The 21,938-nt window shown below is 63.9% G+C and carries 15 protein-coding genes; 6 read left to right on the top strand and 9 right to left on the bottom strand.

What is annotated here, in order from left to right:
* Window positions 1-597 precede the first annotated feature (597 nt).
* The 5 genes from astB to CXB49_RS15035 all read right to left on the bottom strand — a co-directional run bounded on the left by astB (window position 598) and on the right by CXB49_RS15035 (window position 7,085).
* Window positions 598-1,944 carry an N-succinylarginine dihydrolase gene (gene astB, locus CXB49_RS15015; protein ID WP_101709157.1) on the bottom strand — a complete coding sequence of 449 codons (1,347 nt, stop codon included), beginning with the start codon at window positions 1,942-1,944 and terminating at the stop codon, window positions 598-600.
* Between the two features lie 256 nt (window positions 1,945-2,200).
* Window positions 2,201-3,661 carry a succinylglutamate-semialdehyde dehydrogenase gene (gene astD, locus CXB49_RS15020; protein ID WP_101709158.1) on the bottom strand — a complete coding sequence of 487 codons (1,461 nt, stop codon included), beginning with the start codon at window positions 3,659-3,661 and terminating at the stop codon, window positions 2,201-2,203.
* On the bottom strand, window positions 3,661-4,695 hold the full coding sequence (astA, locus tag CXB49_RS15025; RefSeq protein ID WP_101709159.1) for an arginine N-succinyltransferase: 1,035 nt from the start codon (window positions 4,693-4,695) through the stop codon (window positions 3,661-3,663). Before astA ends, astD begins: the two co-directional genes overlap by 1 nt.
* 11 nt (window positions 4,696-4,706) lie before the next feature.
* Window positions 4,707-5,726: an arginine/ornithine succinyltransferase subunit alpha gene (aruF, locus tag CXB49_RS15030; protein WP_101709160.1), complete on the bottom strand. Its 1,020-nt coding sequence runs from the start codon at window positions 5,724-5,726 to the stop codon at window positions 4,707-4,709.
* A 144-nt stretch (window positions 5,727-5,870) separates the two neighbouring features.
* Entirely contained in the window at window positions 5,871-7,085 is a 1,215-nt protein-coding gene (locus CXB49_RS15035; protein WP_101709161.1) for an aspartate aminotransferase family protein, read from the bottom strand.
* Between the two features lie 414 nt (window positions 7,086-7,499).
* On the opposite strand from CXB49_RS15035, the gene CXB49_RS15040 reads away from it, so the two are divergent.
* Genes CXB49_RS15040 through CXB49_RS15065 form a run of 6 tightly spaced genes read left to right on the top strand, consistent with a single transcriptional unit; the run spans window position 7,500 to window position 15,182 of the window.
* Window positions 7,500-8,993 carry a carbohydrate porin gene (locus tag CXB49_RS15040; protein ID WP_101709162.1) on the top strand — a complete coding sequence of 498 codons (1,494 nt, stop codon included), beginning with the start codon at window positions 7,500-7,502 and terminating at the stop codon, window positions 8,991-8,993.
* Between the two features lie 34 nt (window positions 8,994-9,027).
* Window positions 9,028-10,149, top strand: a complete 1,122-nt coding sequence (locus CXB49_RS15045) for a hypothetical protein (RefSeq protein ID WP_101709163.1) — start codon at window positions 9,028-9,030, stop codon at window positions 10,147-10,149.
* Window positions 10,146-11,435 (top strand): iron uptake transporter deferrochelatase/peroxidase subunit, encoded by a 1,290-nt coding sequence (gene efeB / locus CXB49_RS15050; protein ID WP_101709164.1) that lies wholly within the window; start codon window positions 10,146-10,148, stop codon window positions 11,433-11,435. Before CXB49_RS15045 ends, efeB begins: the two co-directional genes overlap by 4 nt.
* A gap of 25 nt (window positions 11,436-11,460) precedes the next feature.
* Window positions 11,461-12,465, top strand: coding sequence for an iron ABC transporter substrate-binding protein (locus CXB49_RS15055; protein ID WP_101709165.1), 1,005 nt, complete (start codon window positions 11,461-11,463; stop codon window positions 12,463-12,465).
* Complete coding sequence (locus tag CXB49_RS15060; protein WP_101709166.1) at window positions 12,466-14,085, top strand: iron ABC transporter permease; 1,620 nt, start codon at window positions 12,466-12,468, stop codon at window positions 14,083-14,085.
* Entirely contained in the window at window positions 14,073-15,182 is a 1,110-nt protein-coding gene (locus CXB49_RS15065; protein WP_101709167.1) for an ABC transporter ATP-binding protein, read from the top strand. The genes CXB49_RS15060 and CXB49_RS15065 overlap by 13 nt, the downstream gene beginning before the upstream one ends.
* Window positions 15,183-15,492: 310 nt before the next feature.
* Here the strand turns inward: CXB49_RS15065 and CXB49_RS23615 are convergent, their stop codons facing one another.
* The 4 genes from CXB49_RS23615 to CXB49_RS15080 form a co-directional block, all read right to left on the bottom strand.
* Window positions 15,493-17,070: a hypothetical protein gene (locus CXB49_RS23615; protein ID WP_158300884.1), complete on the bottom strand. Its 1,578-nt coding sequence runs from the start codon at window positions 17,068-17,070 to the stop codon at window positions 15,493-15,495.
* Between the two features lie 493 nt (window positions 17,071-17,563).
* Complete coding sequence (locus tag CXB49_RS15070) at window positions 17,564-18,310, bottom strand: ABC transporter substrate-binding protein (RefSeq protein WP_158300885.1); 747 nt, start codon at window positions 18,308-18,310, stop codon at window positions 17,564-17,566.
* Window positions 18,311-18,472: 162 nt separating this feature from the next.
* Window positions 18,473-18,898 (bottom strand): lipocalin-like domain-containing protein, encoded by a 426-nt coding sequence (locus CXB49_RS15075; protein ID WP_101709169.1) that lies wholly within the window; start codon window positions 18,896-18,898, stop codon window positions 18,473-18,475.
* Window positions 18,899-19,159: 261 nt separating this feature from the next.
* Window positions 19,160-21,796, bottom strand: coding sequence for a family 20 glycosylhydrolase (locus CXB49_RS15080; RefSeq protein WP_101709170.1), 2,637 nt, complete (start codon window positions 21,794-21,796; stop codon window positions 19,160-19,162).
* Window positions 21,797-21,938 lie beyond the last annotated feature (142 nt).

Genomic DNA, 21,938 nt, shown 5'->3' on the forward strand with positions numbered 1-21,938 from the left:
CCTGTTTTATCTACCTGCGGCGAGCCTTTTCCTTGGCTTCTGTCCGACAGGCGAACCGATTATCACCATGTATCCAATCGACTGTCAATTACGCATACCGCCAAAAAAACCGAGCACCGTAAAGCATTTATTTTCAAATCATCTAATTGATTTTTAAGACTTTTTAGGACAAATCTCCAGATCGAATTTTTATAGAGACCAGTATTGGCAAAAGTCTTTCCCTTTCCTTACCGCTTTCACATTTTGGTCATACTCTCCATCACTTTTATTCACATGCGAACATTCAACCGATAGTCTCGGCATGCATTGTGAACAATCGACGATGAGTATCGTTCATTTGCATACAATCTACAGTACCAATTGCTATCCATTAATTCGCTGACTTCGAATATTAAAAAATTCTGCAGCACGCCCGAACCGACGCTGGCGACTTCCACCACACAACGCTGCCGATATGCAACAACCATGCCAATTTTCAACATAGCCCCCGTCTGGAATGACGGTACGCCAAGTTTGTTAACAGCGATGGGCCGGAACAATGAAAAAGCCCGTCCCGGCGCGGGCCGGAACGGGCTTGAATGAAACGGCGGACCGGGCTCAGGCCAGCTGGAACGGATAGACCTTGCCCAGGCCCAGGATGCGGGTCAATTCGTCCAGCGCGCCGCGGCATTCGTTCAATAGCTGCGGATCGGCCAGATCGGCCGGCGCCAGCCGGTCGCGGTAATGGCGTTCCACCCAGTCGTTCAGCGTCGCGAACAGCGCGTCGCTCATCAATACCCCGGGATTCACCGCCGCCAGCTCGGCCTCGTTCAGCGCGACGCGCAAGCGCAGGCAGGCTGGACCGCCGCCGTTCTGCATGCTCTGCTTCAGATCGAAGGCCCTGACCTCGTCGATCGGGCCGCCGCCGGCGACGAGCTTCTGCAGATAGCTCCACACCCGCTCGCTGTTGCGGCACTCTTCCGGCACCACGATCAGCATCTTGCCGTCCGCCTTGGAGAGCAGCTGGCTGTTGAACAGATAGCTCTTCACCGCCTCCTCCACCGTCACCTCGGCGCGCGGCACCTCGATGGCGGCGAAGCGGCCGCCGCGCGCCGCCAGCTTGCGGGCGAGCTCGTCCAGCACCTCGGCCTGGTTCAGGAAGGCCTGTTGGTGGTGGAACAGCACTTCGCCGTTGCCGACCGAGATCACGTCGTTGTGGAAGACGCCGGCGTCTATGGTGTCCGGGTCCTGCTGCGCGTAGACGACGCCGGGCTCGGCCAGGCCGTGCAGCCTGGCCACCGCCCGGCTGGCCTCCAGCGTCTGCCGCGCCGGAAACTTGGCCGGCTTCGGATAGCGGCTGTCGAAGGCCGCCGCGCCGAACACGAAGAACTCGACGCCCGGCTGACCGTAGCCGGCGCAGAAACGGGTGTGATTGGCCGCGCCCTCGTCGCCGAAGTGCATCTGCGCCGGCAGCGCCTCGTGCACGGCGAAGCGCGCCTCGTCGGCGAACATCGCCCGCAGCACGCGGCCGGTTGTCGGATGCTCGATCGAGCGGTGGAATTTGTTGTTCAGATTGGCCGGCGTGAAATGCACGCGGCCGTCGGCGGTGTCGGCCGACGGACTGACCGTGGCCGCGTTGGCAGTCCACATGCTGGACGCGGACGTCGCCGCCGCCAGCATCGCTGGCGCCTCCTTGGCCGCCGCCGCGATCACCTCGGCGTCGCTGCCGGCGAAGCCCAGCCGGCGCAAGGACGCCACGTCGGGCCGCTCCTGCGGCGCCAGCACGCCCTGCTTGAAGCCCAGGTCGTGCAGCGCCTTCATCTTCTGCAGGCCCTGCTTGGCCGCCAGCTTCGGGTTGGACGCCGCGCTGACATTGTTGGTGGACGCGACATTGCCGAAGGACAAGCCGCTGTAGTTGTGCGTCGGGCCGACCAGGCCGTCGAAATTCACTTCATAGGCATTCATGTGAGAAACCTCTGTTGCCTCTATCCGTCTTGATGGCGGGGCGATCCGCCGAACCGTCCCGTCTTGCCGCCTTGCTCATGCCTTGTCGCCAGACCTTGTCGGCTGGCGCCCCCTCTCCCCAAGCCCTCTCCCGCCAGGGGAGAGGGGCTTGCGCGATACCTCCAGTCCAATTTCGACAGAGGCCGGTCGACTGCCGTCGCACCGATTTTCTCCCCTCTCCCCTTGCGGGAGAGGGGCCGGGGGAGAGGGGGCTCTCTTAAAACACCATGCCCGGCGACAGCTGCGCCGGCAGCGTCAGGCTGTCGCACTCCAGGGACGCCACTGGATAGGCGCAGTAGTCGGCCGCGTAGTAGGCGCTGGGCCGGTGGTTGCCGGACGCGCCTATGCCGCCGAACGGCTGGCTGCTTGCAGCGCCGGTCAACGGTTTGTTCCAGTTGACCACGCCGGCGCGCGATTCCAGCCAGTAGCGGTCGTACAGCTCGCGGCTGTCGGACAGCACCCCGCCGGCCAGGCCGAAGCGGGTGTCGTTGGCGACGGCGATGGCCTCGTCGACGTCGGCGTAGCGGATCACCTGCAACAGCGGACCGAAGAACTCCTCGTCCGGACGGGCGACGGCCGTGGTGTCGATGATGCCCGGCGTCAGCATCGCCGCGCCCTCCTCCAGCCTGCGCATCGCCAGCAGCGTCTTGCCGCCGGCGGCCAGCAGCGCGTCCTGCGCCTTCAGCAGCGTGTCGGCGGCGGCGTTGGAGATCACCGCGCCCAGGAAGGGCGCCGGCTCGGCGTCGAACTTGCCGACGCGCAGCCTGCCGGCCACCTCGACCAGGCGGGCGACGAAGGCGTCGCCCCACTCGCCTTGCGGCGCCAGCAGGCGGCGCGCGCAGGTGCAGCGCTGGCCGGCCGAGACGAAGGCGGACTGGATCACGTGGTGCACGGCGCCGTCGACATCGGCCACCTCGCCTACGATCAACGGATTGTTGCCGCCCATTTCCAGCGCCAGGATCTTGTCCGGGCGGCCTGAGAACTGTTTGTGCAGCAGCGCGCCGGTGGCGGAGCTGCCGGTGAAGAACAGGCCGTCGATGCCGTCATGGCCGGCCAGCGCGACACCTGTATCCTTCGCGCCCTGCAGCAGGCCGATGACGCCGGCCGGCAGGCCTGCCTCGGCCCACAGTTTCACCGTTTCCTCGGCGGTCCACGGCGTCAGCTCCGACGGCTTGAAGATCACCGCGTTGCCGGCCAGCAGCGCCGGCACGATGTGGCCGTTCGGCAGGTGGCCGGGGAAGTTGTACGGGCCGAACACCGCGACCACGCCGTGCGGCTTGTGGCGCAGCACCGCCTGGGCGTCGCCCATCGCCGCGGCGCGCTCGCCGGTGCGGTCGGCCAGCGCCTTCAGCGAGATCTCGATCTTGCCGACCATGGTGGTGACTTCGGTCGTCGCCTCCCACAGCGGCTTGCCGGTTTCCTGCGCGATGACGCGGGCCAGCCCGGCCTTGCGCTCGGTCAGCAACTCGCCGAAACGGCGCACGACGGCTGCGCGCGCGTCCAGCCCCATCCGGGCCCAGGCCGGGAAGGCGGCGCGGGCGGCGCGCGCGGCGGCGTCCACCTGGCTGGCGCTCGCGGCGCGGCCCTGCCACAACGGCGCGTTGTCGGCCGGATTGGTCTTGGCCAGCGCCTCGCCGTCGCCGGCCAGCCACTTGCCATCGATGAACAGACTGCTCATTACACTGCCTCCTTCGGCGACAGGGTCACGCAACGCACGCTGTCTCCGTCCTGTACATTGAGCGCCCGCGCCAGATCCGGCGTCAGGCTGAACTCGCCCTGCGGCCGCACCGACTCCGCCAGCACCGCGCGGAAGCCGTGCAGCGAGTCGTTGCAGACCAGATAGCACTCCCGCTCGCCGGCCGGCAGCGGGTCGACGACGCGCGCCGGCAGCCGCTGGCTTTCCTTCACCGCGCGGATGTCGCTGGTATAGGCCTGTATCGTCGGGCCGGCGTCGAAGATGTCGACATAACCCTCGTAGCGGAAGCCCTCGGACTCCAGCAGGGCCACCGCCGGGCGGGTGCCCTCGTGGGTCTGGCCTATCACCGCCTGCGCGTCCGGCGGCAGGAAGTCGACATAGACCGGGTGCTTGGGCATCAGCTCGGCGACGAAGGCCTTCTGGCCGACGCCGGTCAGATAGTCGGCCTTGGCGAAATCGATGGAGAAGAAGTGGCGGCCCAGCGCCTCCCAGAACGGCGAGCGGCCGGCCTCGTCGGACACGCCGCGCATTTCGGCCACCACCATCTTGCCGAACAGCTGCGGGAACTGCGCCAGGAACAGGAAGCGGCTCTTGGACAGCAGGCCGCCGTTGCGGTTGACGCGGTAGTCCGGATGGACGAACAGGCTGCACAGCTCGGAATAGCCGGTGTGGTCGTTGGACAGGAACAGCGTCTCGTGACGGGAATAAACGCCCAGCTCTTCCGACGCATGGACGATGGTGCCGACGCGGTAGTTGTACCAGGGCTCCTTCAGGCCGACGGCGGCCTCGATCGCGCAGATGCCGGCCACCTTGCCGGTTTCGCCGTCTTCCAGCACGAAGACGTAGCCGTGGTCGGCGCGATCAAGCTCGCCGGCGAAGGACAGCACCGAGCGGCCGATCTTGCGCGACAGCCTCTCCTCGTTCACCGGCAGCGAAGTCATGCCGATGCCGGCGCTCTTCGCCAAATGCATCAGGCCGTCGAGGTCCTTGTGTTCAACGGGACGGATAAACATCATCGCCTCTCTCCTCACGCTTGCTGCAGGCCGGCGACGCGCACCGCGTCGCCGCTGGTCACGCCCAAGGCCTTGGCCGCGTCCGGGTTGATGAAGGCCACGCCGTCCACCACCGCGACGCGGGCAATGGTGGCGGCGAAGCCGGCCAGACGCTGATTGCCGAGCAACTGCGGCGCGGCCTGGGCCGGCAGGCTGGCCTGCACTTCCACCGGGTAGACGCCGCTGTGCTCCACCGTCTTCAGTCGGTCCAGCTCGGCGGTCAGCACCGCGCCGCCGTCGAAGATGTCCAGATAGTTGTCGGCCTCGAAGCCCTCGTGGCACAGCAGCCGGCACACGCGCTCGAAGTGCGGATGGATCTGGCCTATCGCCTGCTGCGCCTCGTCCGGCAGCAGCGGGACGTAGATCGGATAGCTGGGCATCAATTCGGCGATGAAGGTCTTGCTGTGGCTGACGAAGGCCTGCTCCACCTGCAGGAAATCCATATTGAAGAAGCGGCGGCCGATCGCGTTCCAGAACGGCGACTGGCCGGCGTCGTCGTGTATGCCCTGCATCTCGGCGATGATGCGGCGGCCGAAGCGCTCGCGTTCGCCGGCGATGAACAGCAGCCGGGCCCGCGACATCAATTCGGCGGCGATCGGCTCCAGGCCGCCGTCGACAAAGAAGCCGCACAGCTGCACGGTGCCGGTCAGATCGTGGCAGATGTTCAGCACATGGATGCGGTTGTTGACCTTCAGCGCGCGGGAGGCGTGCACCGCAGTCTCGCTGCGGTAGCTGTAGAACGGCTGGTCGAAACCGGCCGACGCGCAGATAGACGCGGTGCCGACCACGGCGCCGCCATGCTCCAGCACGAACATATAGTATTCGCTGCCGGCGTCGCCGGTGGCTTCATGCTCGAAGGCGTCGACCGATTGCCGGATGCGCTCGAACAGTTTCTCGCGGTTGCTCGGCAGGCTGGTGACGCCGATGCCGCTGGCCTTGGCCAGCCGCTCTATCGCGGGCAGGTCCGAGGTGCGGACGGGACGCACGGTAAACATGGGAACTCCTCCCTGGTTGTGCTGCGCCGGCGCCGAATCGGGCGCAGCCGCAGCCGCGACCCGGCCGGAGGCGGGGTCGTGGCGATGGAATCGGGATTGCTCGAAACCAGCCGCGCGCCCGCTAGATAGGCGCGCGGCTCGGCCTTACTGGCCGGACAACAGGTCGGCGATGGCGGCGTCGAGGCGCTGCAGGCCCTCGTCGATGTCGGCGTCGCTGATCACCAGCGACGGCGCCAGGCGCAGCACGCTGAGGCCGGCCACCAAAATCATCAACTGCCGCTTCTCGGCGGCCTTCAGGAATTCGCGGGCGCGGCCGTTGTATTCGTCGGTCAGCACGCAACCGATCAGCAGGCCCTTGCCGCGCACCAGCTTGAACACCTTGTGCTTGGCGTTGATCGCCTCCAGGCCGGCCACCAGACGCTGATGACGGGCCTCGACGCCGGCGAGCACCTCGGGCGAGCTGATGATGGACACCACCTTGTGCGCGACCGCGCAGGCCAGCGGGTTGCCGCCGTAGGTGGAGCCGTGGCTGCCGATGCCGAAGCTCTTGGCCACTTTTTCGGTGGTCAGCATCGCGCCGATCGGGAAGCCGCCGCCTATGCCCTTGGCCGACGACAGGATGTCCGGCATCACGCCGTACTGCTGATAGGCGTACAGCGCGCCGGTGCGGCCCATGCCGCTCTGCACCTCGTCGAAGACCAACAGCGCGTTGTGCTTGTCGCACAGCTCGCGCGCGGCCTTCAGGAATGCCGGATCCGCCGGCAGCACGCCGCTCTCGCCCTGGATGGGCTCGATGACCACCGCACAGGTCTTGTCGGAGATCGCCGCCTTCAGCGACTCGATGTCGTTGAACTCGAAGTGGGCGATGCCGCCGGGCACCGGGCCGAAGCCTTCGGTGTACTTGGGCTGGCCGCCGACGCTGACGGTGAACAGCGTGCGGCCGTGGAAGGAATTGACGCAGGACAGGATCTGGTTCTTGTCCGGGCCGAAGTTGTCGTACGCGTATTTGCGCGCCAGCTTGAACGCGGCCTCGTTGGCCTCGCCGCCGGAGTTGCAGAAGAACACGCGATCGGCGAAGGTCTTCTCCACCAGCAGGCTGGCCAGCTTCAGCGCCGGCTCGTTGGTGAACACATTGGACACATGCCACAGCTTGTTCGCCTGCTCGGTCAGCGCGGCCACCAGTTCCGGATGGCAATGACCCAGCGCGTTGACGGCGATGCCGCCGGCCAGGTCGACGAATTCGCGACCGTCCTGGTCCCAGACGCGGGAACCTTCGCCTCGTACCGGGATGAAACCGGCCGGGCCGTAATTGGGCACCATGACCTGGTCGAAATCAGCGCGGCTTACCGAATTGCTCATTGATGGTTTTCCTTCCTTGTTCTGTCTTGCGCCAGCGCTTTTTCCGCGCGGCTGTTTTTACATGCTCGATCGATTCTAAAGGAAGCTGACGAGAAGTCACTATCCTGTTTGCGACACCGGCGTACAAAAAGCATCCGACAAATCATGGTTTAGTGTCAGACAATCAGCATTGTCCATTTTTTCACCCCCTCCTCCCCGCCGTTTCCCTCCCACGCTCCGCCGTCGTCTGTCAAACAAAAAAATACCGATACGCAGTCAACCATTGAGAATGATTTTCGTTTTTCTATGCTGAAACAGTCCACTGCCGTACAGCGGCGGCGGTCATGGCTTCGCGGCCGGCGCTGTCGGTCGAATAACGAGAACGATACGCATTAATCAGGATGCAATGGAACCCCTCTTGGGAGATGTGACACTGTGAAACGATACGCACCACCCCATCCGCGCCGGCTGCTGGCCTGCGCCGTCGCCGCCGGCCTGCTGCTGACCGGTCTCGCTCGCGCCGCCGACAGCGTCGACGCCGACGTCAATCCCGCCGATCTGCCCGAGGCCGACCAGACCATCAAGGCCAAGCCGGACAACCAGTGGACCGGCTGGTGGAACCGCTCCACGCTGCTGGGCGACATCGGCGGCCTGCGCTCCGCCCTGGGCCGTCACGGCGTCACGCTGGGCCTGACCGAGAGCAGCGAATACCTGCGCAACGTCAGCGGCGGCATCCAATACGGCGGCGCCTATCAGGGCCTGTCCACGCTGACGCTGGGGCTGGATACCCAGCGCGCCGGCTGGTGGGACGGCGGCAGCTTCAACGTCAGCGTGCTGGACATCCACGGCAAGCCGTTCAGCGCCGACCACGTCGGCAGCATACAGAGCGCCAGCGGCATCGAGGCCGACCGCACCACCCGGCTGTGGGAAGCCTGGTTCCAGCAGCAGCTGAACGGCGAACGGCTGGACCTGAAGATAGGCCAGCAGAGCCTGGACCAGGAATTCATGGCGTCGCAGTACGGCGGCGCCTTCATCGGCACCATGTTCGGCTGGCCGGCGGTGCCGTCGGCCGACCTGCCGGCCGGCGGACCGGCCTACCCGCTGTCCGGCCTGGGCGTGCGGCTGCGCGGCAAGATAGGCGACAGCATCACGCTGCTCGGCGGCGTCTTCGCCGGCGACCCGACCCGCGACGCGACGCAAAACCCCGACTCGCAACAGTTGAACAAGCACGGCACCACCTTCAGCACCCACGGCGGCACGCTGTTCATCGGCGAGCTGCAGTACGGCCGCAACCTGCCGTCGAACGGCGCGCTGGAAAGCCCGCGCCCGCTGAACGGCATCGGCGGCCTGCCCGGCACCTACAAGCTGGGCTTCTGGTATCTGAACCACAAGACCGCCGACACCCGTTGGGACGCCAACGGCCAGCCGATGGCGATCACCGGCGCCGATCCGATGCTGCACAACGGCAACTACAGCGTCTACGCCGTGGCCGACCAGACCGTGTGGCGCCCGGCCGAGGACAGCAGCCGGACGCTGAACGTGTTCACCCGCCTGATGGGCGCGCCCGGCGACCGCAATCTGGTCAGTTTCTCCGCCAACGCCGGCGTGACGCTGACCGCGCCATTCGCCGGCCGCGACAACGACACCGTCGGCCTGGCCTTCGGCTACGTCAAGGTGGGCAACCACGCCGCCGGCAACGACATCGACACCGGCGTCGCCAACGGCAACCCGCTCTACCCGGTGCGCGGCAACGAAACCCAGGTCGAGGCCACCTATATTTATCAATTGACGCCATGGTGGCAGTGGCAGGCCGATGTGCAGTACGTGCGCAATGTCGGCGCCGGCGCGGTATCGCCGAACGACCCGAGCCAGACCCAGCGCATCCCCAACAACTGGGTGGTGGGCCTGAAGACCAATATCACCTTCTGAGCGCGGGCCTCTGCCCCCACTGGAGAATGCAGCAATGAAACTGGAATTTCCGCAGCGCAAGCTGCTCGCCGCCGCCGCCACCCTGCTGGCGCTGGCGGGCGGCGCCCACGCCGGCGACGCCTTCCTGGCCGGCGTCAAGCGCCATACCGTCCTGACCAACACCGTGCCGGACAACGGCGACCAGAACCCGTACGCCATCGTCGTCTCACCGATCACCTCCGGCAAGATCAAGGCCGGCGACGTGCTGGTGGACAACTTCAACAACGCCGCCAACCTGCAAGGCATGGGCAGCACCATCGTCAACTACCACCCGGACAGCAAGAACCTGACGCTGTTCGCGGAAATACCGCGCACGCTGGCGCAGTGTCCGGGCGGCGTCGGCCTGTCCACCGCGATGACGGTGCTGAAGAGCGGCTGGGTCATCGTCGGCAGCACGCCCAGCAACGACGGCACCACCGACACCAAGGGCGCCGGCTGCCTGATGGTGCTGGACACCGAGGGCAAGCTGGTCGACGTCTGGTCCGGCCCGGACATCAACGACCCCTGGGGCAATATGGCGGTGATAGACAACGGCGACAAGGCCACGCTGTTCGTCAGCAACGCCGGCTTCGGCGTCGGCAGCGCCAAGGGCACGCCGCCGGTGATCAACCAGGCCACCGTGCTGAGGCTGGACCTGGAAATCCCGGCCGGCAAGCCGCCGAAGATCGCGGGCCGCACCGTCGTCGCCAGCGGCTTCGGCGAACAGGCCGACAAGGGCGTGTTCCTGGTCGGCCCCACCGGCCTGGTCTACGGCAAAGACGACAAGCTCTACGTGTCCGACGCGCTGGGCAACCGCATCAGCGAGATCTGGGACGCCACCACCCGCACCACCAGCGCCGGCGTCGGCCGCACGCTGACCCACGACGGCCTGCTGCTGCGCCCGCTGGCGCTGACGACGACGCCGCAAGGCCATCTGCTGGCCACCAACGGCTCCAACGGCAAGGTGGTGGAGATAGACCCGGCCAACGGCGAGCAGCTGGGCGCGCGCTGGATAGACGCCAACAAGGCGCAGACCCCGCCCGGCAACGGCGACCTGTTCGGCATCGCCGTGACGCCTGAGGGCGACGGCTTCTACTACGTCACCGACGACAACAATAATCTGGTGCTGGCGAAATGAGCGACGGCCAAGCTCCGAAGCAGCCGTCCCGGCGGGGCTTCCTCGCCGGCGGCGGCGCGCTGGCGCTGGCCGGCTGGCTGGGCGGCGCGCCGGGCCTGGCCCGGGCGGCCGCCGGCCGCGCCAAGACCGCGCCGGCCAAGGACCAGGAGGCATTCTACGGCCCGCACCAGGGCGGCATCGTCACGCCGCAGCAGCAGAACAGCTATTTCGCCGCCTTCGACCTGGCCGACACCGCCAAGCGCGAGGACGTGATCGCGCTGTTGAAAGCCTGGACCGACGCCGCCGGCCGCCTCGCCCGCGGCCTGCCGGCGCGCGCGCTGAGCGGCCAGGCCGACAAGGCGCCGCTGGACTCCGGCGAAGCGGTCGGCCTCGCCACCGCGCGGCTGACGATCACCTTCGGCTTCGGCCCCGGCCTGTTCTCCAAGAACGGCGTCGACCGCTACGGCCTGGCCGCGCGTCGGCCGGAAGCGCTGGTGGACCTGCCCAAGTTCAACGGCGATCAGCTGGTGCCGGAGAAGAGCGGCGGCGACCTGTCCATCCAGGCCTGCGCCGACGATCCGCAAGTGGCCTTCCACGCGGTGCGGCAGCTGGCCGCGCTGGCCGACGGCGTCGCCGCCGTGCGCTGGGTGCAGACCGGCTTCGCCAGCGGCGCCCCCGGCGGCGGCACCCCGCGCAATCTGATGGGCTTCAAGGACGGCACCAACAACCCGTCGACCAAGGACCCGTCGCTGATGAACCAGTTCATCTGGGTCGGCGACGAAGGCGGCTGGATGAAGGGCGGCAGCTATTTGGTGGCGCGCCGCATCCGCATCGCCCTGGAGCACTGGGACAAGACCGAGCTGGGCTTCCAGCAGGAAGTGGTGGGCCGCTACAAGGAAAGCGGCGCGCCGCTGGGCCAGAAGCACGAATTCGAGCCGCTGAAGCTGGACGCCGTGGACAAGGACGGCAATCCGGTGATTCCGGACACCGCCCACTCGCGCGTGGCCTCGCCGCAGGAAAACGACGGCGCGCGCATCCTGCGCCGGGCCTACTCGTACAACGACGGCGCCAACTTCACCGCCGAGCGCTGGCCGCCGTGGCGCCAGGGCATCGAATACGATGCCGGCCTGTTCTTCCTCGCCTACCAGCGCGACCCGCGCACCGGCTTCATCCGCATCAACAAGAAGCTGGCGGCGATGGACATGATGAACCAGTACATCACCCATGTGGCCAGCGCCGTCTTCGCCTGCCCGCCCGGCGCGCGTCCCGGCGGCTATATCGGCGAGACGCTGTTCGCCGGCCTGTGACCCCCGCTTGCAAAGGAAAGACAATATGAAAACGAAGAAACTGATTGCCGCGCTGCTCGCCGGCGGCCTGCTGGCGGCCAGCCAGCTCTCGCTCGCTGCCAGCCTGGTGCTGTACAACGCCCAGCACCCGCAAACCATCAAGCTGTTGACCGACGACTTCGAGAAAATGAGCGGCATCGGCGTCAAGATCCGCTCCGGCGAAGGCCCGGAACTGTCCGCCCAGCTGCTGGCCGAGGGCAAGGCCTCGCCGGCCGACGTCTATTTCGCCTCCAACTCGCCGGAGCTGATGCTGCTGGAAGGCAAGCAGATGCTGGCCAAGCTGCCGGCCGCCACCTTGTCGCCCATCCCGGCGCGCTACAGCTCGCCGCAGGGCGAATGGGTGGGCGTGATGGCGCGCGAGAACGTGCTGGTCTTCAACAACAAGCTGGCCGCCGGCGCCCAGATGCCGGCCTCGCTGCTGGATCTGGCCCGCCCGCAATGGAAGGGCAAGCTGGCCATCGCCCCGTCCGACGGCGACTTCCTGCCGCTGGTCAGCGCGGTGCGCGCGCTGAAGGGCGAGCCGGCGACGCTGGCCTGGCTGAAGGGCCTGCGCGACAACGCCCAGACTTTCGACGACAACGAGGGCGTGGTGGCGGCGGTAAACCGCGGCGGCGTGGCCGTCGGCGTCATCAACAACTACTACTGGACCCGCCTGCAGGTGGAACTGGGCAGCAAGGGCATGCACAGCCAGCTCTACCACTTCGGCAACGCCGACGTCGGCGCGCTGATCAACGTGTCCGGCGCCGGCATCCTGAAAACCGCGCATAACGCCGACGCGGCGCACAAATTCCTGGCCTACCTGGTCAGCCCGCGCGCCCAGCAGCTGATCGCCAAGAGCAATATCACCTTCGAATACCCGCTGCTGCCCAGCGTGGCTCCGGCCCCGCAGCTGAAGCCGTTCAACCAGCTGAACCCGCCGCCGCTGGACATGCAGAAGCTGGGCGACGACAGCCAGTCGGCCAAGCTGCTGCGCCAGGCGGGGCTGCTGTAAATGAACGCAGCGGTCTTGCGCCTGGCCGCCGGCGCCCGCCGGCGGCCGCTGAGCCTCACCGCCTGCGCCGCGCTGGTGGCGGCGCTGGTGCTGCTGCCGCTGGGCTTCACGCTGTGGCAGGCGATCAGCTACGGCGGCGGCGACGCCGCCGAGTTGCTGTTCCGCCCCATCGTCGCCCGGCTGGCCGGCAACACCGCGCTGATCGTCTTGGCCAGCACCGCCAGCTGCGCCGTCGCCGGCACCGCCTCGGCCTGGCTGGTCGAACGCACCCGGCTGCCGGGCCACAAACTGTGGGCGCTGCTGTGCGTCGCGCCGCTGGCCATCCCGCCGTTCATCACCAGCTTCGCCTGGGTGTCAATCAGCCCCGATCTGCAGGGTTTCTGGGGCGCCTGGCTGGTGCTGACCACCGCCTACACGCCGCTGGTCTACCTGCCGGTGTCGGCGGTGCTGCGCAATATGGACCCGGCGCTGGAGGAAACCGCCCGCGCGCTGGGCCTGTCGCCGTGGTCCTGTTTCCTGCGGGTGACGCTGCCGCAACTGAAGCCGGCGTTGCTGGGCGGCATGCTGCTGGTGGCGCTGTCGACGCTGTCCGAGTTCGGCGCCTTCATGCTGCTGCACTTCCACACCTTCACCACCGAGATCTACGCCGAATACCGCGCCAGCTTCGACAGCGCCGGCGCCTCGCTATTGGCCAGCGTGCTGATGGCGGCCGGCGTGCTGATCCTGCTGGCCGAGCTGCGCGTGCGCGGCCAGAGCCGCTACCAGCGGCTGGACCGCGGCGCGCGCCGCGCCGCCGGCCGGCTGGCGCTGGGCTGGAAGCGCTGGCCGGCGCTGGCCTGGCTGTTGCTGCAAGCGTCGGCCACGCTGCTGGCGCCGATCGCCACCATCCTGTACTGGACGCTGCAGCCGGGCGCCGACGCGGTGACGCCGGCCGAAGTGTCGCCGCAGCTGCTGCTGTCCGCCACCGCCTCCTCGCTGGGTCTGGGCCTGTCCGCCGCCGCGCTGACCACGCTGCTGGCGCTGCCGCTGGGCTATCTGCTGGCGCGCCATCCGGGCCGGCTGGCCCATCTGCTGGAACGGGTGGTATATCTGGCCCAGGGCGTGCCCGGCATCGTCATCGCGCTGGCGCTGGTCAATCTGGCCATCCAATGGCTGAAGCCGCTGTACCAGAGCGCGGCGATGCTGGCGCTGGCCTACGCCATCATGTTCCTGCCGCTGGCCCTGGTCAGCGTCAGGAGCGCGCTGTTGCAGGCGGAAAGCCGGCTGGAGGAGCTGGCGCGCTCGCTGGGCCTCAACTGGTGGCAATCGCTGTGGCGGGTGGTGCTGCCGCTGGCCGCGCCCGGCCTGGGCGCCGCCGCCAGCCTGGTCTTCGTCTCGGTGATCACCGAGCTGACCGCCACGCTGCTGCTGGCGCCGATAGGCACCGAGACGCTGGCCACCCAGGTGTGGGCCGACACCGCCGCGCTGGCCTTCGCCGCCGCCGCGCCGTATGCCGCCATCCTGATCGCGCTGTCGCTGTCCGCCACCTGGCTGTTGATGTCCTGCCTGGGACGCGGCGCGGTGCTGGACGGCCAGGCGCAACCATGGAATCAACAGGAAGATCCGCCATGTCGGAACTGAAAATAGAAAATCTGGGCAAGCGCTTCGGCGCGCACCGGGTACTGGACGACATCAGCCTCACGGTAGAGCAAGGCTCGCTGCTGGCGCTGCTGGGCCCGTCCGGCAGCGGCAAGACCACGCTGCTGCGGCTGTTGTGCGGCTTCGAGCGCTGCGACGAAGGCAGCATCGCGATAGGCGGCCAGCTGGTCGGCAGCCCGCAGGTCCATCTGCCGCCGGAAAAACGCCAGATCGGCTACGTGCCGCAGGAAGGCGCGCTGTTTCCCCACCTGTCGGTGGCCGACAACATCGTCTTCGGCCTGCCGCGCGCCGAGCGTCGCGAACGGCGGCGGGTGGCCGAGCTGCTGGACATGGTGGGCCTGCCGGCCGACTTCGCCGGCCGCGCGCCGCAGCAGCTGTCCGGCGGCCAGCAGCAACGGGTGGCCCTGGCGCGCGCGCTGGCGCCGAAGCCGGCGCTGGTTCTGCTGGACGAGCCGTTTTCGGCGCTGGACGCCGCCTTGCGCGCCGAAACCCGCCAGGCAGTGGCCGACGCGCTGACCGCCAGCGGCACCACCGCGCTGATGGTGACGCACGACCAGGCCGAGGCGCTGACCATGGGCCGCCGGGTGGCGGTGCTGTGGCAAGGCCGGCTGCTGCAGGTGGCCGCGCCGCTGGCGCTGTACCAGCGCCCGGCCAGCCCGGAACTGGCGGACTTCGTCGGCGACGCGGTGCTGCTGCCCGGCCGCGCCCACGGCGGCGAGGCGCAATGCGCGCTGGGCTGGCTGCCGCTGCTGGACGGCATGCCGCAGGGAGACGTGACCGTGCTGCTGCGGCCGGAACAGATCCGCCTGCTGCCGGCCGGCGACGCCGGCGTGCAGGCCAGGGTGCTGGACGTCAGCTTCTACGGCCACGACGCCAGCGTGCGGCTGGCGCTGGACGACGGCGGCCTGCTGGCGGCCCGCGTGCCGGGCCACCGCTGCCCGCGGCCAGGCGAGGCGGTGGCCTTGCAGGTGGAAGGTTCGGTCGCCTGTTTCGCCGCGGCCGGCGCTTCGAGCGGCGGCAGCGGCATCGCCGCCACCCGGCTGCAACACAGCCCGGCCTTGTTCCGCCAGGGAGAGTGAGCCTTATCTTCAACAGAGAACAAAGCCAACGCTCGTAAAAAAAAACCTTCCCGAAATGAGAAGGCTTTTTCATTTTCGATATGATCGAACAACATAAATTGGAATCAGTGGCTGGATACACCGCCTCAGTAAGCTGAAGTAGAGACCTGTTAAATGGCATCCACCAGTCAAATTGAGTAAAAAATCAGGACTGCAAAGTAGCCTGAATAGAATGAAGCCCAACGTTTATCAAGAACACTCATCATAATCATCATTGTAAATATCAAAATAAGCGCAGAACGGCACAAGCTCAATCCAATCATACTCTTTTCTAATTCAGAGTAAATTCAGGAACCATCTTCTGCTCATCGAATCGTAAAATAGAGCCATTATCAGATATGCAGAAAAACAAATGCATATCTTCGTCACTGACTATTTTCTTACAAACCCCTGGGCTAGATTTGGATATCAATGTTGATTTTTTATCACTGGATTCATATTGACTCAACTCATAGCTAGTGCTAAGCAAACCCATATCAATACCGACGGTAATCGCATGAGAAGGTGACGTAAAAATAATATCCTGTACAGTCACTCCAGGTGACTGAGTCGGTACCCACGATTTTCCGTTGTCAGTGGAAATACTGAGCTTTGAGAAAATTCCTTGCATTTTGTAAGCCGTAAAAACATTGGACCCTTTATCGTAATTCAATGAAGTTATTTCATGCCCAGGCCCAGCCAAGCTCCAACTTCCCTGTCTAACATCAAACACATGCAAATCATTCAAACCATTAACAAAATACTTACCATTTACATATTTCACCGCCGGTCTGAAAATTGCTAATTCGCTATCAATCGGTATTTTCTTTATTTGAATCAAACCAGAAAAGCCCTCATCCGCTTGGTAAATTGACATATCCTTCAAAGCAGAAAATTCCGAATAACTGCTCGAAATTACCTTCCCGGCAAGAATTAACCAGCCTTCTGACGTATGAGTCAAGCCTAGTATTTGAATCTTTTCGGGCAAAACAGCAACATTTTTCCACTGCTTGTTATTTTTCTTAAATATTTTTCCTTGATTAGTTGCCGCAACAACTGTCTGATTCTCAATGGCAATGGCTGTGATGCTATCAAGCGTACCCGTATCCAAGGAAGACCATGAACCATTCATATCTCTTACCCGAATCTGCCCTAATTCCGCCCCAAAATATTGCTCTCCATGCAATCCATTTACCCCTGAGTGAGTGATGGGAGGGAATGTACGTTTCGCTGCAGCCAGAAATTCCTCTGAATCTCCCATATCAATCAACTGTTTATTAAAACCCGACATACCTATTTTTCGACCATGTTCAAGCATCAGGTCAATAACCACACCTTGGTTTGAAATTTCATGCGGAATCAACACAGGAGAAGCTACGCTGCTTGGCTTCCAAACCTCAACTCTATGATCTAACAAATATAAAGCTTGCTTTTCTTCTACTGCCTTCACCTGAAGATCAAGTTCCGGGTGATGAATAGATAGCAACACTCTTTTATCTTGACCAACACCAACCCATATCAACCCTCCAATATCAGTAAAAGAGCCAGCCCTCACTTTAATTGGAGGGTAGGAGTGTTTTCTTAATGAATCGCCAAACATCTCCACTAGCTCATAATTACCCGCAGGCAACCACAATCCAAATCCGCCACACAGCTGATCACTTTGCTGCAATGTATATAAACTTCCATCCTCTTGTGACCGAAGCTGCACTTCGCTCACATCTGACAATGAGCTTTGAACTTTTGGAGAAAACACAAATCCATGTGTAAATTTCAATGCTTCTGGATTTTGTGGCACCAAAGGAGTCATCGCACACCCTGCCAACAGAGAAACCATAATTAGAGAAATAATTTTGGCAATAGCATTCATAAAATCACTCTGTAGCGATACGAAAAACGTTAGTAGTTAAAATATTACAAGGATAGCAAGGTGAGTTAAACAGAACGAAATCCAACACTCACTTGAAATGGTTGCCATGAACACTATTGTGAAGTGCACAGTGTACGTTGCCCCTCAAGTTAAGCCCAATCTACGACCCACCAACACCAAAGCATATAATAAACGGTTTTGGTATTTATTGAAAATATGACTGACAAAAATTCTGGAGTAATTGAAAAACAAGCGCGACGCTCAGAATGCTACACCTCAAAACTAGTAGTTTAAGTTCTTGCAATTAGCCAGGCATATTATTTTATCTCATAACAGCCCGTCTTAATGATCAATCTATCTCATGACTAGCGAGGGACTATGGATTAATGGGATACCCTCCCGGTTGAGTCGGCTTCAGAACACTAGGCTGCTCATAGCCAAATCACCCGAGAAGGAATCCATTTCATTAAGCTACGGCCCTACCTTGCTTAACTCACTGCGCCGCCTTGTCAGTCAGCCTGTATTTTCTCTTGAGCTCCAGGATCAAAGGCTGGTTTTTGGTAAGAAATTCATTGAACTGCTTGATCACATCACCTTGCCGGATGCTGGAGAGAGAAAAATCATTACTTTCAAACGGAAGCTTTTTGTCAAACACTAGCGCGCCTGGCTTGTGAATAATCTCATCAAGATAGTAATTGATGACTATCGGGCTGGCATAGACGGCGTCGTAGTGCCCGGTCATCCCCAAGGAGATCAATTTGCCGAACGAATCCTCCTGATAGACTCGAATGGTTCCATTATTGACCTTTTGCCGCATGGCCTTATCAAAAGGCCAAGGCGTGAATCCTCGCATGGTCACGATAGATTTAACAGAAATTTCCGATAACTGGTCAAACTTTTCTGGCTTTACCAGCAAGCCTTCAATGACATTTACCACTGGATCGCTGTAGAAGATGGGCTTGCCTTTCTTCATGTCGGCTTGCCAATGCGGATTGTCAGGATATTTAAAATCAATCGAGTTTTCGTTCAGAAATGTATGGAACAGTCTTGAAACCGGAAGCGATACATAAGTAAAAGAATGGCCTGACTGCTTTGCGAATGCATCCAGTAAATCTCTGCCATACCCGGAAAAATTCCCGTTGACACAACGATGCAACGGGTAATAGTCGACCTCTTCAACGCCTATGGTGAATGAGCTTGCCATGGCGGAGCCAGCAAGCCCCATGTAAATGAATGCCATTGAAATCCATGCCACTCTCATTTGGCATCACACCATTTAATGCGCATACAATAAAACATGAACAAACCCCGCTACTGAAGGGTTGATTATTGCTTATTACTGTAGAGCAAACAGGCAAACTCTGGCTTAGAAAATAATTGCCCACTCACTCAGCTCAGGAAACTACTCCCGCACAAACCCAAGAACACCCCTTCCCATTGCCTTTCCTTCCGCCAAGGGATTCGGCATCCAGTTGGTGAAAACTTCAAGCGCGTCGCCGTCCAGCCGGTAGAATCGTTGCTGTTCGGTGCCGTTCCAGGCTTCGTTCCAGCATGCGTCCACCATGACGATGAAGCTGTCCCCGTCTAGCCGATACCGCCCGGTATAGGCCATCACGGTACGGAACAGCGCCGCCTGCTGCTCGTCGGAGCTACCCGGTTCCCGCGCCTTGGCGGTCACCAGCACCATCATCCGCCCGTCGGCGCCGAAAATGAGATGGCCATTGGGGTCCGCGCCCCATGGCTGGGTGCGCGCCTTGGACGCCTGCAGTTCCATTTCAAAAGAAACCAGCCGCCAGCTGCCGTGCAGCCGGGTATCGCGCTCGGGCATATTCATCCTGTCGTCGTTCGTCTGAAAATGTGCTCGCCTGTCGAATACAGAGCAAGCCGCCTGCCAACCAGTCCGCGGGAGACGCACGCGCCGCCGATGGCGGGCGAAATCATGCTAGCACGAAGGCATAATCCGCCGCATGGGCCGGGGCGGCTTGCAAGGAAAACGGCGGGCCAACAGGCCCGCCGTCTCTTTCCAGCCAAACCAAGCATTCACTGAATGCATCCGGCTTTCAAACCACGGGCAAGCGCCCGCGCCCGCTCACTGCCCGGACAAAGTCTCCGCCCGGCCGGCGCGGCGGCCGTCCTGGGTGACGCCGCGCCAGTAGCGCGCCTGCACCTGCTGGCCGGCGCGATAGTCCTGCCAGCCGTGGCCGTCGAACGAGTATTGCAAGCGCGCGCCCGGCCATTCGGTGGTCGCAGACGCGCCGCCGGCGCCCGGCAGCACCGCCGGCATCGACACGCGGTAGCCTATGCCGGCGCGCTCCAGCTTGGCCGCCTCGCGCCAGCCCAGCACTGCGGCGAACTGCTGCCAATCGGCGTTCATCGCCGCCTTGTCCACCAGGTGGGTGACGCCCAGCTGGTAAGTCTCGCCGACCTTGTACGGCCGTTCCCACCCGGCCTTGTGCCAGGCGCGCTCGGCCAGCGCCAGCAGGCGCGGGTAGACCATGGTTTCAAACTCGGCGTCGGTGCGCATCACCTCGGTCCAGGCCTGGCCCTGTATGCCGGCATAGCGCGCCGGCGCGGCCGAGCTGGTCACGGCGAACGGCTGGCCCTGACGGTCCGGCATCACTTCTGCGTTCTGCGGCAGATTGTCCGGCGCGAAGCTGAACACCTTGTAGCTGTCGGTGTCGCGCGAGGCCCAGTAATAGCCATGCTCGTGCGGGTTCAGTTCGTACGGGAAGTCGAAGTACAGGTAATCCGGCAGCGCCAGCACCGTCTGGAAACCCTTGGCGACGTAGCCGTTGACGGCCTGCGCCGCGCCCCAGTACAGCGTGTCCCATTCTGTGACCATGGTGTTGCGGGTGGCGAAGTCGGACGCGCCGCTGGAACCGGCGACGCCGTCCTGCCACGCCGCCATCGTCGGGATGCCCTGGGTGGAAACGATGCGGCTGGCCTCGCGGGCGAAGCGCAGCGGCAGGTCGTCGACGCTCCTCAGCTGACCCTTGGCGATCTGCGCCAGGCAGGCCTGCGAGCGGCCCCAGGGCTTGTCCTGCTGCGCCATATTGACCTTGCCCTTGGACGGGTCGGTGCCGCTGGCGTCCTGGAAGCCGGAGCCCAGCAGGATGTTCTTGGCCTCATCGCCGCCGAAATGCCAGGTCTGCAGCGGCTGGCCGGCCTCGCGGTGCATCTGCGCCACTTCGGACACCAGCTTGGCGACGAAGCGCGCGCTGCCCGGCACGCAGGGGTTGAAATAGGTGCGGCGGTCGTAGAATTGCACCGACAGCGTGTTGGACTGGTCCTGCGGGTCCAGCAGCCGGTATTCGGACGCCGCCTGCGGCTGGCCGGCGGCAGCCAGCTTGCGGTAGCGCGCCTCCATGGACACCACGGCGGCGCGGGCGTGCGCCGGCATGTCGAATTCCGGAATCACCTCGATGAAGCGGGCCTGGGCGTAGCGGACCAAGTCGATGTAGTCGGCGCGGGACAGGTAGCCGCCGCCGGACTGATTGGCCGGGCCGGAGCCCAGTTGCGGCACCAGGCAGCGGGTTTCCGTCAGATCATGGCAGCGCCGCGCGCCGACATCGGTCAGCTCCGGCAGGCCGGGAATCTGCAGACGCCAGCCCTCGTCGTCGGACAGATGCAGGTGCAGCTTGTTCAGCTTGTAGGCGGCCATCTGGTCTATCAGGCGGCGCACCGTCGCCGGCTGCTTGAAGTTGCGCGCCAGATCGGCCATGAAACCGCGGTGGGCGTAGCGCGGCGCGTCCTCCACCGTCATCCAGCGCAGCTGGCCGCCGCCCTGCGGCAGCAGGCCCAGCAGCGTCTGCACGCCATAGAACACGCCGGCGGCGTCGAAGCCCTCAACCTTGATGCCATGCTGGCCTATCTGCAGCCGGTAGCCGCCGGAAACGGCGATGTCGGCAGGCAGACGGGAACCGACCACGCCGCCGCTGACGCCGACGCCCTCGTCGCGCAGGCCCAGTTGCGCCGCGCGCCGCGCCAGCGCGTCCTGCTGTGCCGGGCTGACGCCGGACAGATTCAGATTGAAGCCGCGGACCAGCAGCTCGCCGCCGCCCAGATGCTGGCGCAGCGCGGCCGGGATGACGCGGTTGGCCACCTGCGCCGCCGCCAGTTGCGGGCCGCGCTGGCTAAAGGTCCGGTAACGCTGTTCCGGCGTCGCCAGCGGCCGCAGCTCGCCGGCCGGGTTCTTCCAGTTGTCGCCGGTCAGCGGCAGCAGATAGCTGGCCTCGTCGCTGCTGTCGTGCTGCAGCAGAGCCGGCGGCTGGCCGTCCACCGTCACATAGGGCCGCGGCAATACGTCGCTTTCCTGCAGAATCCAGTATTCGTCCAGCAACGGCAGTTCCAGCTTCTGGCCGGGCGCCAGGCCCTGGAAGGCGGCGGTAGGCGTCACTTGATACAGGTCGCCGGTGATGTGGCGAAGGGCGAACTGCGGCGTGTCCAGCTTCAGGATGCGGCGTATGCTGTGCAGGTACAGATTCCAGCCCGCGCCGGCCGGCACCGCCTGCCCGCCCCTGTTCTCCAGGATCAGCCGCCCCTTCAGGCAGGACGCCCAGTCGGCCCCCAGCTCGGCGCACGGCGCGCCGGCGGCCGCGCCCTTGTTGGTGTCCACCGCAATTTTCAGCGACAGGCTCTGTCCCAGCGCCGTCGCGTCCGAGGCGGCCCACGCCCACGTCGACAAGGCGGTCAGCACCGCCGCCCCCAGCAATCGCTTCATGCTCATCGTCCACTCCCTTGTTGTTCACTGCATCGTGACGCCGGTCCGGCATCGCGCTTCCCGGCGCTTGGCGCCGTCATGCCGACGGCATTGGTATTTAATTGGTATGTCCAGCGCAGGGCAAGCGGTACTGCCAATTAGGACTGCT

The organism is Chromobacterium sp. ATCC 53434, assembly GCF_002848345.1.
In the GTDB taxonomy this organism is placed as follows: Bacteria; Pseudomonadota; Gammaproteobacteria; order Burkholderiales; family Chromobacteriaceae; genus Chromobacterium.

What these genes read in the sequence shown, in the direction of transcription:
- CXB49_RS15070 (WP_158300885.1), bottom strand. Translation starts at nt 18,310, where the DNA reads ATGGCATTCATTTACATGGGGCTTGCTGGCTCCGCCATGGCAAGCTCA.
- efeB (WP_101709164.1), top strand. Translation starts at nt 10,146, where the DNA reads ATGAGCGACGGCCAAGCTCCGAAGCAGCCGTCCCGGCGGGGCTTCCTC.
- CXB49_RS15045 (WP_101709163.1), top strand. Translation starts at nt 9,028, where the DNA reads ATGAAACTGGAATTTCCGCAGCGCAAGCTGCTCGCCGCCGCCGCCACC.
- CXB49_RS15055 (WP_101709165.1), top strand. Translation starts at nt 11,461, where the DNA reads ATGAAAACGAAGAAACTGATTGCCGCGCTGCTCGCCGGCGGCCTGCTG.
- aruF (WP_101709160.1), bottom strand. Translation starts at nt 5,726, where the DNA reads ATGTTTACCGTGCGTCCCGTCCGCACCTCGGACCTGCCCGCGATAGAG.
- astA (WP_101709159.1), bottom strand. Translation starts at nt 4,695, where the DNA reads ATGATGTTTATCCGTCCCGTTGAACACAAGGACCTCGACGGCCTGATG.
- CXB49_RS15080 (WP_101709170.1), bottom strand. Translation starts at nt 21,796, where the DNA reads ATGAGCATGAAGCGATTGCTGGGGGCGGCGGTGCTGACCGCCTTGTCG.
- astB (WP_101709157.1), bottom strand. Translation starts at nt 1,944, where the DNA reads ATGAATGCCTATGAAGTGAATTTCGACGGCCTGGTCGGCCCGACGCAC.
- CXB49_RS15035 (WP_101709161.1), bottom strand. Translation starts at nt 7,085, where the DNA reads ATGAGCAATTCGGTAAGCCGCGCTGATTTCGACCAGGTCATGGTGCCC.
- CXB49_RS23615 (WP_158300884.1), bottom strand. Translation starts at nt 17,070, where the DNA reads ATGAATGCTATTGCCAAAATTATTTCTCTAATTATGGTTTCTCTGTTG.
- CXB49_RS15060 (WP_101709166.1), top strand. Translation starts at nt 12,466, where the DNA reads ATGAACGCAGCGGTCTTGCGCCTGGCCGCCGGCGCCCGCCGGCGGCCG.
- astD (WP_101709158.1), bottom strand. Translation starts at nt 3,661, where the DNA reads ATGAGCAGTCTGTTCATCGATGGCAAGTGGCTGGCCGGCGACGGCGAG.
- CXB49_RS15075 (WP_101709169.1), bottom strand. Translation starts at nt 18,898, where the DNA reads ATGCCCGAGCGCGATACCCGGCTGCACGGCAGCTGGCGGCTGGTTTCT.
- CXB49_RS15065 (WP_101709167.1), top strand. Translation starts at nt 14,073, where the DNA reads ATGTCGGAACTGAAAATAGAAAATCTGGGCAAGCGCTTCGGCGCGCAC.